Below are 14,070 nucleotides of genomic sequence, written 5' to 3'. Positions count from 1 at the left end.
GCTAGTTCACCACGGCCCGCTGCACATCCCCCACCGCCTCCGCCAAGCTGTTCAAATGCAGACTCAACACTCGCTCGACCGGCGCCTGGTCCAGCGGCCAGTGCAGCGCGATACTCCCCGCCAACCGCCCGTCCACCCGCACCGGCAAGGCAATCGCCCGGATCAGGAACGGCAACCGCACCGGGTACTCCCAGAACCCCTCGGTGCGCTGCCCGAACCCCTTGTGCGCATCCGCCTCGATATCCCGCAACAGCGCCTCGTCCCCCACCCGCTCGTGCACCGCCAATCGCTGTACCTCATCCACCGCCAGCTCCTTCAGGCACGCCCGGCCCATGGCCGAGTGGAACAGGCTGGCATGGTGCCCGACGATCTGGCAGTTGTTCGGGTAGCGTTTGCGCAGCACCTGAGGGATGGCGCTTTCCATCACCTCCAGCCGCTCGCCGTCGAAGCACGACAGGTCGGCCACCAGCCCCGTGCGCTCGCTCAACTCCAGCAACAAGGGCGCGGCCGTTTCCACCAACTGGCGTTTGAAGCGCTGCTGGCGGTCGCCGAACAACCGCCGTGCGCACAGACGATAGCGCCGGTCGCTCAGGCCGCGATACACCCAGCCCTGCTCCTGCAAGGTGGCGAGCATGCGCGACACCGTGGCCTTGGGCAGCGTCGTCAGGTAATGCAGCTCTTCAAGCCCCAGCGCCTGGTGCTCGCCCAGCAGCTCGACGATGGCCAGCGCCCGCTCCACCGAACGCACGCCGCCGCCGTCCGTTGCCGTGCCCGTTTGCGTAGTGCCCATGAGGTCGACCTCCCTGTCTCTGCGTGGATGGTCATCATGCCCAGCAAGATACGGGCCTGGCCAGGGCCTTCAACGCGATTGCAGGCAGCTCGGTGGGCAGCGCTGTACCCAACGGGTCAGCTGTTCGTGGGCAAAGGCCAGTTGCAGCACGGCCTGGTCGGCCTGGGCCGGGCCGATGATCTGCAGGCCCATGGGCAGGCCGGCAGCATTGAAGCCCACCGGCACGCTCATGCTCGGCAAGCCGGCCAGGGTCGGGCCGATCACCACCTCCATCCAGCGGTGGTAAGTGTCCATCGCCCGCCCGCCGACTACCTGTGGCCACGGCATGGCTGCGTCGAAAGGAAACACTTGGGCGGCCGGCAACAGCAGGAAATCGTAACGCTCGAACAACTTGCCGAGGGCTTGGTACCAGGCACTGCGGTCCACCGACGCCTGGTACAGGTCCTGCGCGCCCAGGCTCAGGCCGCCCTCCACTTCCCATTTCGCTTCAGGCTTGAGCAAGGCGCGCCTGGCCGGGTCGGCATAAGCCGCACCGAGGCTGCCATGCACCAGGAAGTGGCGATGGGTGAGCCAGCAGCGCCACAAGCGCGCCAGCGCGAAATCGGGCAGACAGGCTTCGACCTCGCAACCCAGTTCGGCGAAGTCGGCCAGCGCCGCTTGGCACAGCGCCATGACCCCGTCTTCCATCGGCAGGTAGCCGTCGTAGTCGCCCAGCCAGCCCAGCCGTGTGCCCTTGAAACTGCGCGACAGCCCTGCGGTAAAATCCACCGGCCCGGCGTTGATCGACAACGGCACGCGCGGGTCATGCCCGGCCTGCACCGTCAGCAACCGCGCCACGTCCTGCACGCTGCGCCCCATCGGCCCTTCGGTGGCCAGCTGCTGCACGAACAACTCCGGCGTCGGACCGAATGGCACCCGCCCTTGCGAGGGGCGCAGCCCATACACGTTGTTGAACGCCGCGGGGTTGCGCAGCGAGCCCATCATGTCGCTGCCGTCTGCCACCGGCAGCAGACGCATGGCCAGCGCCGCCGCCGCACCGCCACTGCTGCCACCGGCCACGCGACCGTGGTCGTAGGCGTTGGTGGTGGTGCCGAACAGCGTGTTGTAGCTCTGCGAGCCCAGGCCGAACTCCGGCACATTGCTCTTGCCGACGATGATCGCCCCGCTCGCGCGTATCCGCGCCACGCTGATCGCATCTTCGGTCGGCACGTGCTCGGCGAACAGCGGCGAACCCAATGTGGTGCGCAACCCGGCCGTGGCGGCCAGGTCCTTGATTGCCTGGGGCATGCCGTGCATCCAGCCACGCGATTGGCCACGCGCCAGTTCGCGGTCGCGCTCGTCGGCCTCGGCCAGCACCGCCTCTGCATCACGCAACGACACCAGCGCATTGACCTGAGGGTTGAACCGCTCGATATGCGCCAGGTAGGCCTGCATCACTTCGCGGCAGGAAAACTCACGGGCATGGATCGCCTGGGACAGCGCCTCGGCGTCGAGGCTGACGATCGGGTCGATGGCTAACGCGTTCACGGTTTCACTCCAAGGTTGTAGGCAACGGATTTACCGGCGCGGGGCGCCTCTTTCAGGCAGTAGGTGCCGAGCAGGGTCAGCAGGCAGGCAAACAGCACATAGAACGACGGCGCCACCGGGGTGCCGAGCACCTTGCTCAGCCAGGTGACGATCAGCGGCGCAAAGCCCCCGAACACCATCACCGCCACGTTGTAGGCCACCGACACGCCGGTGGAACGCACCGCCACCGGGAACTGCTCGGCCAGCGCGGTCGGCGCCGGGCCGAAGAAGCCGCCGATGGCCGTGCACAGCAGCAGCTGCATCACCAGCAGGCGCTCGATGGACGGCGCCGCCGCCACCCAGACGTACAGTGGGTAGACCATGACGAAGAACGCCAGGGTAAAGGCCATCAGCACCGGCCGCCGGCCCAGCCGGTCCGAAAGCGCCCCGGCCAGGGGGATGACCACCGTCATCAGGCCCACGGCAAGCATCTGCACCAGCAGCACCTGGTCCAGCGGCAGACCGAGGTTTTTGTGGGCGAAGGTCGGCATGTTCACCAGCACCACGTAGAACGACACCGTCGCGCCACAGGCCAGGCCCATCGATACCAGCAGGCTGCGCCGATGCTCGCGCAGCACCTGCATCAGGCCAGGCGCCTGGCCCTTGGCCTGCTTGCGTGCCTCAACAAACTCTTCCGGCTCCTCCATGTGCTTGCGAATCCACAGCCCCACCGGCCCGATCAGCAGCCCCAGCATGAACGGAATCCGCCAGCCCCAGCTGTCCAGCGCCTCGGGCGTGCACAGGTGGGTCACCAGCGCGACCATCGCCGCCCCGCAGAACACCGCCAGGCACTGCCCCACCAGCTGCCACGAACCATACAACCCCTTACGGTTGGCCGGCGCACTCTCCACCAGAAACGCCGTGGCACTGGCGTACTCGCCACCAGTGGCAAAGCCCTGCAGCATGCGCGCCACCACGATCAGCAGCGGCGCGCCCATGCCGATGGCCAGGTAGTTGGGGGCGAAGGCAATCATCGCGATGGACACCGTCATCAGCCGAATGATCAGCTGCATCGCCGCCTTGCGCCCCTTGCGGTCGGAATAGATGCCCAGCAGCACACCACCCACCGGGCGCATGAAAAAGCCCACGCCGAAAGTCGCCAGGGCCATCAGCAGCGAGGCGTATTCGTCGTCGGAGGGGAAGAACTGGTGGGCGATGATGCTCGCCAGGAAGCCGTACACGATAAAGTCATACCACTCCAGCGCATTGCCGATGACCGCCGCGACCACTTGCCGGGTACGCGACGCGCCTGTATTGGAAATCTGCATGCGGAACACTCCATCTTCTGTTGGCCAGCAACGTTCAAGTGATCGCCCAGGCGCTGGCGCGCCCGGGTTCCAGCGGCAGTCGTCAATACAGGAGGGTCAGGCCGGCTTGAGCCAGCTCTCCGCCAGCGCGCCCCAGTAGGCGGCGCCGGTCAGCAGGATGTCGTCGTTGAAGTCATAGGCAGGGTTGTGCACCATCGGCCGCTGCACGCCGTTGCCGATGAACAGGTAGGCGCCCGGGCAGCGCTGCAGCATCCAGGCAAAGTCCTCGCTGCCCATCAGCTTGCGGGTGTTGCCATCCACCGCCTCGGCGCCGACCAGTTCGACGCCGACCTGGGTGGCAAAGGCGTTTTCCGCGGCATGGTTGACCAGCACCGGGTACGCCGGGCGATGCTCGATGGTGCTGGTGCAGCCAAAGCTCTCGGCCTGCTGAGTGATGATCGCCCGCACCCGCTCCAGCGTCTGCGCCCGCACCTTGGCATCCAGCGCGCGCAGGCTCAGGCGCAGCAGCGCCTGCTGGGGAATGACGTTGGCCGCCTCCCCCGCCTGCAGCGCCCCCACGGTCACCACGGCCGCTTCCTGGGCATCGATATTGCGCGCCACCACCGTCTGCAGCGCCATCACCACACTGGCCGCCGCCACCAGCGGGTCGACCGTCAGGTGCGGCATCGAGCCATGCCCGCCGACGCCGTCGATGGTCACCGTGAGCAAGTCTTGCGACGCCATCATCGGCCCCTCGCGAAAGCCCAGGTGCCCCGCCGGCAGCCCGGGCATGTTGTGCATGCCGAACAGCGCATCGCACGGGAAGCGCTCCAGCAGCCCGTCCACCAGCATCGCCTCCGCCCCACCCTGGCCCTCTTCGGCCGGCTGGAAGATCAGCGTCAGCGTGCCATCGAACTGCCGCGTCGCCGCCAGGTAGCGTGCCGCGCCCAGCAGCATGGTGGTGTGCCCGTCGTGGCCACAGGCGTGCATGCAGCCCTGGTGGCGGCTGCTGTATTCGGCGCCAGTGGCCTCGACGATCGGCAGTGCGTCCATGTCAGCGCGCAGGCCCAGCTTGCGCGGGCTGCTGCCGTTGCGCAGCACACCGACCACACCGGTCTTGCCGATGCCGGTGTGCACTTCGTAGCCCCACTGCTCCAGCAGTGTGGCGACCAGGGCCGAGGTGCGGCTTTCTTCGAAACCGAGTTCGGGGTGGGCATGGATATCGTGGCGGATGGCGTGCAGGTCACTGGCCACGTCATTGAGCCAGGCCAGGATGTGCTGATGTTGCGACATGGGGAATCTCCTCGCGCGGGTGGGTCCCGTTTTTGTTGTTCGCTTGAGATCACGACGGGGAAGGCAGGTCGTGGCTGGGGACAGATAAGCGCGAGTCAGGGCGGGAGCACAACGGAATGTGGTTCCACGCAGTGGAACTGGTTGTAGAAGGGAGGGTTTCACGGCCCCTGTCGGAGCAGATTTCGGGTGCAGCCTGTGTATGCTCCGGTCCGACGCATCGTAGGCAAAGCTGTAGGTCGCGTTGTTCTCGTTCACCAGCGCGGTCAGGCGGATCGCCTTGTCGTACTCGTAGCGAATGCGCTGCCCTTTTGCATCCTGGCGACTGCTCGGCAACCCGCGGGCGGTGCGCAGCAAACGCGTGGTCTGGCCTTTGCCATCGCTGTGGCTGAGGACCTGGCCGTAGACGTTGTAGGTGAAGGATTCCGAAGTGCCATCGGGGTGATGGATACGCAGCACCTCGCCATCCGGCTTGCGCTCCAGCGTGGTGGTCTGGTTAAGCGCATCGGTCACTGCCACCAGGTGCTGGCGATCGTCATAGCGGTAGTACGTACTTTTGCCCGAGCAATCCTGATAACGCTCGACCTGGGCCAGGGTGTTCCACCACAGGTATTTGGACTTGTAGGTCGCGTCGATGATGGTATGCGGCAGGCCATCGTCGCCGTTCAGGTATTCGGTGAGGTGCCCCAGGGCGTCGGTTTCGGCCAGCAGGTTGCCTTGGTCGTCGTAGCGCGCCTGCCAGGTGCTGCCGTCCGGGTAGCTGACCTGGGTCACCAGCGTGGTCAGGTGGTGGTACTCGTAGGCGATCTTGCGGCCCAGCGGGTCGGTCTCTTCGAGCAGGCGGGCGAATTCGTCGTACTGGAACTGCAGGCGATTACCGTCCGCCAATGTCAGACCGACCATGTTGCCGTTGTCGTCCAGCTCGATGGCGTAGCGCTCGCCGCCGTAGTCGCGGCTGGCGATCACACGGTGGTCGGCGTTGTACTGCACTTCCAGCTCGCGGCCGAGGACGTCGGTGGCCCAGCTGGTGCGGTTATCCAAGTCGTAACGGAACTGAAAATGCTCGCCGTCGCTGGTCCAGTGCTCGACCACACGTGGCTGACCGCCGAGGGTTTCCCAGCGGTAGTGGCAACCCAGGCCCAGCGCGTTGCTGTGGCTGACCATCAGGCCTTCGGCGTAGCTGAAGCTGCGCACGGTATCGCCGTTGCGGTTGATCACCGCGCTGAGCTGGCCGTGTTCGTCGTAGCGATACTGGGTGAGCGTTTCGACCGCTTCATTGTTCACTACCCGCTTGATGTCGGTCAGGCGACCCAGCGGATTGTCGTAGTGCAGGTGCACGCGAGTGCCGCCGGTGGCGCTGATGTCGGTCAGCGTGCCGTCCGGCGTGCGGGTGAAATGCAGGAAGTGACCGAGGGCGTTCTCGAGGCGTTGCAACGGCACGTGGGTATTGGTGTCCGGCACTTCGCCGAAGTAGAAGAACAGGTTGTCGAGGGTCTGCAGGATGTAATGGCCACCCTCGGTACAGACCAGGTACACCTGCTCGTGCGGGTTGTAGATCCGCTCACCCGGCTGCAAAGTCACGAACGGCACTTCGCGGCCCTGGTTGTCGGTGAGGTAGATGAAGCTGCCGTTGCGGCGCAGGCTTTGTTCCCACGGCAACACCCAGCCACGGCCGAGCACCCTGTCGACGCTGTATCAAAGTGACATATCGCGACTCTGACGCGAGCTTAAAGGCTAAGAGGGCCCCAGCCTTTAGCAATCAAAGTTTTAAAGATCGATTTACAAATCCAGCATTACTACCTATCTACGCCTTAAACATATACCCACGAACAGGGTTACTTTCCAACAACCATTTATTAGAATACCGTGAGCCAAGGCGATAAAAATTTAGGCCTTATGCAACCTGAACAAAAAAGCAGCCATCGCTCTTCCCACCCCCAATTTGTTTATTAATTAACAAGTAACCCACCCCATCAGTCATGTAGAGCGCGTCTTCAAATGGCGCAGGAAAATCCGAAGAATATATTTGGCAAAGGAAATTATAGTCTACGGACAGCTGCACGGGTATCAATGCCCCAGCAGGCGCTTCATCAGCGATCAAAGATAATACTGACAGCTCGTCATCATCAATCGTAGTTTCCTCAAAATCTGCAAGTTGAAGAGGAATTGACGGGCGCGGGGATTTAATTGGCTCCACATCATCAGCGTGCACAACGCAGGTATAAGAAGCCATCCCCTTCTGTAGCTGCACTTCGTCAACGGTAATAGAGTCAATGAAGTATTCGTTTGAATCATACGTAGAAAAGACATGCAAGAAACCTCTTGCGGGCAGATCTGTTCTACTTAATCGTTGCCTTGCGACTTTACAATCAATGGTAAACAGTAACAAAAGATCTTGGCCTTCAGGATTTTTTGGCCATTCTGAAACATGCGCACTATCGCCACCAAACATGAATGGCAATTTTCCATCTGAAGCCGGTATTATCTTGTGAATCCTCACTCTTATACTCCTTGGAAACCGCTGAGGCTGCGATAAAATTTCTTAGCTTGCTTCTTATGGGCTTTCACTCTACTGGCCGGAACTTCGGACTTTCGCAAGGCGCCTGACGTTATATCTAACTCGCGCTTAAGGCTAGATGCAAATTCATTTTTACCAAGCCCTTGGCTTGATCTAATCTGTGTCTCATGCCAATGCGCCCCGCCTATTCCGCGTGTATCTTTTGCAGGGCCTCGCGTATGGTGATCCAAATCAAGTGCGATAGATGGATTTCCAGAAAGTCGGGTAGATTTCATCGCCACTTCTTGCTGCACTAAAAACTCATGCCTTAGTAGCTCATGAGCCTGTAGGTTATCCCCTACATGCAAGTAAAAGAGCGGGTTATCGTAGCCCCTTAAGCCCAAGGAAAATATAACTGAATGGCTGAGGCTTTCGCACCAGCCAATCTTTACCAACTAAGTTTTAAAGATCGACTTTGACCATGGCACATTAAAGCCACAGCCAGATTAAAAGCCAAAAATAATCAGCTATAAACCCCATCTTCTTGTGCTTTTTCGATGAAAATATCCTGCAAGTCGCCTTGTATCTCCTCACCGTCTACAGTCACGATAAAGCCACCTTCAAGATCATCAGGAAAATGAACTCCATCCAAAGCCCCCAATAAAACAGATGCGCTATTTGCAATTACCAGCCTTAGGAAATCTATAACATCTTTTTTTGATCATCACTCAATAGCGCCAGAGAATTTCGCGCTCGAGCATATGAGTCTTTATCAGCATTAACGGGCTTCAAGAGTGAATTCTTATATTGCGAAAAATTGTTTCCAAGCAATTCAGAATAGATTGCGCCCACAAATTTTTTATCATTCATAAACAACCCCTATCTTCGCATTTCTGGATAAATTGATTTATTCATAGCAATAAGCTCTTGAAGCTTTTCATTTGGCACATCCGGATAGACTCTTCTCAACTCCCGGATATCACGTGCGAGTACATCACGAGCATTCGTAAATGGAAGTCCTGTCCTAGGATTTATACTGCTTCTAGATACGATACCTACGCCTTCTTTAGAAACAGTATGTCCAACTCGCGGCACTAGCATAGCAGGGCACCCAGCCGCGGCCGAGCACGCTATTCACGCTGAGGTCGCTGGCATAGAAGCGCGACCACTCGATGGGCATCAGGCCGGGCAGGCTGAAGTCGATTTCATAGGAACGCAGTTCGCGATCGATTACCTACCACCTCACTCTTTCGACCATGTCGTCTGCCGGCTATTTGGCCAATCCGCATCGAAAGTCTACTTGACGGGATAAGTATCCCCGCGCCTGCCCTCCAAACATATATTTCTAAAGATCAGCAATTAGCGAAAATGATAAATCTCACCGTTCCTGCCCAGTGCTCGACAACCCCACAGAAAGACTTGGGGGCAATACAGCCCCCATATTTAGAGGTTAACCCTTGAAAAACAAATCAAGTCGCCAGCAACATGCACCATTGCTTAGAAGTCTATGGAAACCGTTGCTCCTGATAGCCATTAGGGAAAACATTCAATATTTTGACCAAATCTTCTCCATCGTACTCTAGGCTCACTTCGTATTCTGAAAAAGCAGCATCAATATGTTCTTTTTGTCGCACATGTATTTTTTCCAGCCTATCACCAGAGTAAAAATAGTCGGATATACTGCACCCATACTCACCCCAGTTTAAGTCCTTTTTTACAACCCCCTTCTCGAGTAGGGATAGCGAGACATTCCTTAATTTTTCGACACTGGTAAAATAAACACGCTCAACACAGTTGTCATGATAAAAATAAAATTCTTTATTAACGATATTTTCTGACTGACCGAAAATCTCAACAAAAATTATTTGTCCATTCTTGTCAAGGTGATACACGTGTGTATTCTTAACACTTGCCGGCATCTTTTTAAGCTGACGACCCTTTTTAAATCCTGCCCGCTCGATTTCAAATGGACGCTGATTATAAAGCGCACCTTTACTAATCACACGCTCCCGAACAATTGGCAATGACGACGCCAAATAGGAGTTTAGCACCGCCTGGCTTCTCGAGGTTATACTACTATATCTTTCCTCAATACTCTTCAACTCTTGCACAGTTTTAGCTCCACCTAGAAAAGACCACGAGCAATTTCCGAGCTTATCTTATTAAGCTCACCCAAGAAATCACCGCTATTATTTATTGATACCAGACGATCATAAACCTTTTGCTTGTATGCATTCGTGTGAATGCTGGCGTGATTCGGTAAAGTGCTCCCCTCTGGGAGTTTAACCTTGCTGTTAGACGGCAAAAATATTCCATTTTCCGCAGTATTTATATCTATGTCCATGCTTTTCATTTTGTCCTGAAGAGCGACCATACGCACGTCAGCAGAATTGGACATAACAATATGGTGTGCAGAATTTTTGAAGGACGGTTCAGATTTACCCGCTGCAACCATATTAGCTCGAAGGGTCTTAGCATCACTCGAACACGATAGACCCCAAGGATCAATCCATATCACAGGATTCATTGCGTATTGATAGAGATTGACACTACCGGTTAACCCAATGGGATCCTGTGTAATGAAGCGACCCACTTCAGCATCATAATATCGGAAAGTATTGTAATGCAGCCCCGTCTCAGGGTCATCGTACTGCCCTTGAAAACGAAAATTTTGTTCAATGCTATTTACAGCTAGCTGTTCTACGGTTCCCCATGAGCGATAGGTCGCCTGCCAAACAATCTCCCCTTGGCTGTCCGTCAGCTCCAGCGGCGTACCGATCTGATCGGTATGGAAGTAGTAGACCTTCTGCGCTTCACCTTCAGCCTGATCCACACGCGCCAACGGAACATAGCTACCCGGCTCGTACAGGTACACGATGCTCTGCCGGGGCGTTTCCTCACGCAGCATTCGCAGCCCTTGCCAAAGGAACCGCTTCTGCTCGACCTCGCCATTGATTTCAGCCTGCTTGGCAATCCGTCGCCCGAGACTGTCGTACCGATACGCCCCCGTGCCCTCCAGCTTCCCATTGACCAGCGTTTCGGCGCGCACCAGCCGGTTCTCGCAGTCATAGCTAAAGTTCTGCAACTTACTATGCCCCGAGCGCTTCTCGATCAGGTTGCCCCACGGGTCATAGCGGTACTCCTGATCCCGCCACTGCTGGATGCGGTTGTCCTTGACCTTGTCGAACTGCCGCGCATTGAAGTCCAGCCGGTTCGACGCCGGGTCATAACGGAATTCTTCACTGCCAATCAGCGAGCCGGTGTCGCGGCTGTGCAACTGGCCGTTGGCTTCGTACTGGTACTTGATCTCGCCCCGCAGCTTGTCCAGGGTCCGCACCAGTTCACCGGCCGGGTCGTACTGGTAACGGCGGTGAATTGGGTTGTAGGCATGCTCGACCAGCAGCGAGGTGTGAATACCCGCGTTGTGCACCTGGGAGAGTTTCTCGGCGGGTAACGTCGAGGCGAACTGCCACGCCTTGCGCCCCATCGCGTCATAGCCGAAGCAACTGGTGAGCTTACCCTGCGTTCGGTACACCTCGCGGTGCAGGTCATCGCGCTCCATGTCGCTGATCACCGGCTGTCCAGGTTCAACTAAAGCAGGTGGCCGTGCGCCAGGATCAGGGTATGTCACTCCGGTCGCACTCCCGGATGACAACACACCCAACCGCTCCGTGATTTCTTTTAAAAAACAGCCGAAGACTAAAATCTCTGACGCCAACTCGACCAAACGCAGCCCCGAAAAATTGCGCCGCCCAGTTTTCTGATGCACACCTTGTAAAGTTCAATAACAACAGAAATAAATTAACTTACACCGCAACGATCGAAGACACAAGCACGCTCATACATCCACCTCTCTCCAGTCATAAGCCAAGACCCAGGTCCATAGCGTAGCGCTCACCGCCGAAGTCGCGGCTGGCAATGACGCGGTTGTCTTCGTTGTATTGGATTTCCAGCTCACGGCCAAGTACATCCGTGGCCCAACTGGTGCGTTTGGCGAAGTCGTATTGGAAGTGACAGTGCTTGCCGTCGCTGGTCCAGTGCTCGACGACACGGGGCTTTTGCTGCACGCCCCAATTAAGAGCCTCTTCAAGTCAAAAAACATAAGGAAGTGACTGAAACGAAACTAACAGCCACCTCCATAACCAAATTTATAAAGAACTATAAATCTCAGCCCAACGCCAAGCAATCAATAAAAATCAAACGCATATCAAGCTCTCGAAACTTTTCTCCAAAGAAGTAGCAACACAAATAGGAAACTACGGCCAGTTCACTTTACCATATTTACCAATTCCATAATTTGGTCGGTGTAATCTTTTGCCTTTGGGATTCTAAACAATTTAACAAACTCAAGCAATTTTTCACGCCCAGCGATGGCCAAGCCATACTCAATAATATTAGTTAACAAAAAGCCTGGCGAGTACTTACCCACTGAAAGAGTTTTGCTTTTCTCGTCACCTGTAGGTGCTGCGCCAACGGGGTACTCTTCATCGTCTTCATCGTCGGGAATGGAATTAAATTTATTAATAGAATACTGTTTTATAGCATCCATATTTCCAATAAATATCGCCATTAATTCTTCAACTTCGAATTTTGCTCTCACGATTTTAGCAGAATCTAGTCTAGCGAATACCTCTGCATACTCTGACTCGACCTCGACCCCGACAGTTGCAATAAGTTCATCAAGCATTTGTTTATATACGGCTGAACCCACCAATTGCTCTGCAACTGAACCACCATTAACTACCATACATCAACCCCTTTAATTACTCTAATTAAGTCCGAACCTACATGCCTAAATTGGTCAGCGGCCTCATGCTCCCAAGGATTGAGTGCGAGCAAGTTCGACGAATCATGTACTCCAGCTCCACCTACTCGCTGTGGAATATCATTATGATGAAGCTCCAACGTATATTCTCTTATCGAAATTTTATCTGTTTTCCTCGAAATCACTTCAACCGTCATCTTGGGTGCCTTACCCTCAGCCATGCGCACAAGGTTTGCAGGGGAATATGCGCGAGTAGGTGCTTTAGCCTCAGCTTTCCAATAATTTTTCCGGGCAGTACTTCAGCATTCCCAACCCCACGGATCCACCCAGCTAGTCGGATTTGGAACGTAACGATAAAGATTTAACCCACCATCTAAACCTATCGGATCTTGTGTGAAAAAGCGTCCTGGCTCAGGATCATAGTATCTAAAGGTGTTGTAATGCAGTTCCGTTTCACCATCAGAGTATTGCCCCTGAAAACGCAGATTCTGCTCGACATCATTGATCGCGAGATGCTCAATCGAACCCCATGACCGATACGTCGCCTGCCAAACAATCTCCCCTTGGCTGTCCGTCAGCTCCAGCGGCGTACCGATCTGGTCGGTATGGAAGTAGTAGACCTTCTGCTCTTCACCTTCAGCCTGATCCACACGCGCCAACGGTGCATAGCTACCCGGCTCGTACAGGTACACGATGCTTTGCCCGGGCGTCTCCTCACTGTATGCCCGCACGGGTTGGCTGGCGTTGGATGCACAGCATCCGGTCCGCATCGTCGTATTCGAAATCCTGGCGTGCATCGCGGTTGATCTTGGCGATCAGCCGGCCAATGGCGTCGCGCTCGAACAGCGTGTCGCGTTCAGGGCGCTCGCCATTGTCGCCATAGCCAATTTCATCCAGGCGCACCAGGTGGCCGCCCTCGTTGTAACTGAAGCACTGGGTCAGGTTGTCCACCCGTACTTCTTCAATCAGCCGATCTGACGCATCGTAGGTAAAGCGATAACTCACGCTATTCTCGTTGACCAACGCGGTAAGGCGCAGGGCCTTGTCGTACTCGTAGCGAATCCACTGCCCTTTGGCACCCTGGCGGCTGCTCGGCAGGCCGCGGGAGGTGCGCTGCAGGCTCGTGGTCTGGCCTTTGCCGTCGGTGTGCGTCAGCACTTGGCCGAGGCTGTTGTAGGTGAAGCTTTCCGCCGTGCCATCGGGGTGCAGAATGCGCAGCACCTCACCGTCAGATTTGCGTTTCAGCGTAGTAAAAAGCCCCTAACAAAGGAGATATCAAAGCCCCCTTATTAATCTGATTCGATTCTTAAAGATCTAAACAGACACTTAAAAATCAACACTACCTACAATACCCAAGCAGTCAGAGTAATACCCGCACTGCCCCTAAACCCGAAAGACACTAGAAAACAACTATCGAAAGTCGTCAATATTGTTGCAAGAATCTTTCCACCAAGGCATAATCCGAGACCCCATCAACAAATAATCTTTGTACTCTTCAATTGCCAGCACTCGAACCGGTTGCCCTCGACGATACAATGCTCCCGCCATATTGAATTCCAAATCACTCAAAGAGGCGTCGACTACGAAACCCTCATGTAGAATTGACCACTTTTCGGATTTAATGTTATCAACTGCAGTGAATATTGCTTTGAAGTCACCACGATGATCTTTGAAATTTAGATACGACACCTTCTCAGGCACGTTTTTTTCGTGATCAATAGATACCTCGCAAAAAGCGAATAACTCCTTAAACTTCTGCTCTTCGCTATCAGTTCCCAACCAGATTATCTGACTGATCGCGAAGCGGTCATCCTCCATTGGAATCAAACAATAATCATCCGTCTGCTTCAAAATCTCTTTTACTATAAGCCAAGGCCTCCCTTTCTCAGCCAAGCATATAGTGAATCATTCTCCC

Annotated in this window: 10 protein-coding genes and 5 pseudogenes; 1 reads left to right on the top strand and 14 read right to left on the bottom strand. The window is 56.0% G+C overall.

Translation table 11 applies throughout. The features are described from left to right. Nucleotide 1: 1 nt before the first annotated feature. The 10 genes and pseudogenes from KU43P_RS12785 to KU43P_RS12745 all read right to left on the bottom strand — a co-directional run. Nucleotides 2–790, bottom strand: coding sequence for an IclR family transcriptional regulator (locus tag KU43P_RS12785; protein WP_317663542.1), 789 nt, complete (start codon nt 788–790; stop codon nt 2–4). Between the two features lie 69 nt (nt 791–859). Next, nucleotides 860–2,317, bottom strand: a complete 1,458-nt coding sequence (locus KU43P_RS12780) for an amidase (protein ID WP_317663540.1) — start codon at nt 2,315–2,317, stop codon at nt 860–862. After that, a complete protein-coding gene (locus KU43P_RS12775; protein ID WP_317663539.1) occupies nt 2,314–3,624 on the bottom strand; it encodes a citrate-proton symporter in 1,311 nt (436 codons plus the stop codon). Before KU43P_RS12775 ends, KU43P_RS12780 begins: the two co-directional genes overlap by 4 nt. 96 nt (nt 3,625–3,720) lie before the next feature. Continuing rightward, nucleotides 3,721–4,896 carry a M20 aminoacylase family protein gene (locus tag KU43P_RS12770; RefSeq protein ID WP_317663797.1) on the bottom strand — a complete coding sequence of 392 codons (1,176 nt, stop codon included), beginning with the start codon at nt 4,894–4,896 and terminating at the stop codon, nt 3,721–3,723. A gap of 204 nt (nt 4,897–5,100) precedes the next feature. Next, nucleotides 5,101–6,585: pseudogene (locus KU43P_RS12765) on the bottom strand (type IV secretion protein Rhs); the annotation flags it as partial. A 202-nt stretch (nt 6,586–6,787) separates the two neighbouring features. After that, on the bottom strand, nt 6,788–7,393 hold the full coding sequence (locus KU43P_RS12760; protein ID WP_317663538.1) for a DUF1963 domain-containing protein: 606 nt from the start codon (nt 7,391–7,393) through the stop codon (nt 6,788–6,790). A gap of 520 nt (nt 7,394–7,913) precedes the next feature. Beyond that, nucleotides 7,914–8,260: pseudogene (locus tag KU43P_RS12755) on the bottom strand (hypothetical protein). A 238-nt stretch (nt 8,261–8,498) separates the two neighbouring features. After that, a pseudogene (locus tag KU43P_RS27045) lies at nt 8,499–8,615 on the bottom strand (DUF6531 domain-containing protein); the annotation flags it as partial. A 280-nt stretch (nt 8,616–8,895) separates the two neighbouring features. After that, nucleotides 8,896–9,501: a hypothetical protein gene (locus KU43P_RS12750; protein WP_317663537.1), complete on the bottom strand. Its 606-nt coding sequence runs from the start codon at nt 9,499–9,501 to the stop codon at nt 8,896–8,898. Between the two features lie 14 nt (nt 9,502–9,515). Continuing rightward, nucleotides 9,516–10,964 (bottom strand): annotated as a pseudogene (locus KU43P_RS12745) (RHS repeat-associated core domain-containing protein); the annotation flags it as partial. Here KU43P_RS12745 and KU43P_RS27040 point away from each other — a divergent pair. Further along, complete coding sequence (locus KU43P_RS27040; protein WP_411567273.1) at nt 10,951–11,154, top strand: hypothetical protein; 204 nt, start codon at nt 10,951–10,953, stop codon at nt 11,152–11,154. The pseudogene KU43P_RS12745 and the gene KU43P_RS27040 sit on opposite strands and share 14 nt — an antisense overlap. Before the next feature lie 96 nt (nt 11,155–11,250). On the opposite strand, the gene KU43P_RS12740 is transcribed toward KU43P_RS27040, so the two are convergent. The 4 genes and pseudogenes from KU43P_RS12740 to KU43P_RS12725 form a co-directional block, all read right to left on the bottom strand. Next, nucleotides 11,251–11,457 carry a hypothetical protein gene (locus tag KU43P_RS12740; protein WP_317663535.1) on the bottom strand — a complete coding sequence of 69 codons (207 nt, stop codon included), beginning with the start codon at nt 11,455–11,457 and terminating at the stop codon, nt 11,251–11,253. A gap of 200 nt (nt 11,458–11,657) precedes the next feature. Further along, a complete protein-coding gene (locus KU43P_RS12735) occupies nt 11,658–12,137 on the bottom strand; it encodes a hypothetical protein (protein ID WP_317663533.1) in 480 nt (159 codons plus the stop codon). A gap of 320 nt (nt 12,138–12,457) precedes the next feature. Continuing rightward, nucleotides 12,458–13,406, bottom strand: a pseudogene (locus KU43P_RS12730) (RHS repeat domain-containing protein); the annotation flags it as partial. A 159-nt stretch (nt 13,407–13,565) separates the two neighbouring features. Further along, on the bottom strand, nt 13,566–14,048 hold the full coding sequence (locus KU43P_RS12725) for a hypothetical protein (protein ID WP_317663531.1): 483 nt from the start codon (nt 14,046–14,048) through the stop codon (nt 13,566–13,568). Nucleotides 14,049–14,070 lie beyond the last annotated feature (22 nt).

The organism is Pseudomonas sp. KU43P, from assembly GCF_033095865.1.
GTDB lineage: Bacteria > Pseudomonadota > Gammaproteobacteria > Pseudomonadales > Pseudomonadaceae > Aquipseudomonas.
The sequence above is the reverse complement of the archived record's forward strand: the minus strand, read 5'-3'. Positions and strand labels throughout refer to the sequence as shown.

Excerpts from the sequence above, each read along its gene's own strand:
- KU43P_RS12785 (WP_317663542.1), bottom strand. The coding sequence starts at position 790 with ATGGGCACTACGCAAACGGGCACGGCAACGGACGGCGGCGGCGTGCGT.
- KU43P_RS12775 (WP_317663539.1), bottom strand. The coding sequence starts at position 3,624 with ATGCAGATTTCCAATACAGGCGCGTCGCGTACCCGGCAAGTGGTCGCG.
- KU43P_RS12770 (WP_317663797.1), bottom strand. The coding sequence starts at position 4,896 with ATGTCGCAACATCAGCACATCCTGGCCTGGCTCAATGACGTGGCCAGT.
- KU43P_RS27040 (WP_411567273.1), top strand. The coding sequence starts at position 10,951 with ATGTCGCTGATCACCGGCTGTCCAGGTTCAACTAAAGCAGGTGGCCGT.
- KU43P_RS12735 (WP_317663533.1), bottom strand. The coding sequence starts at position 12,137 with ATGGTAGTTAATGGTGGTTCAGTTGCAGAGCAATTGGTGGGTTCAGCC.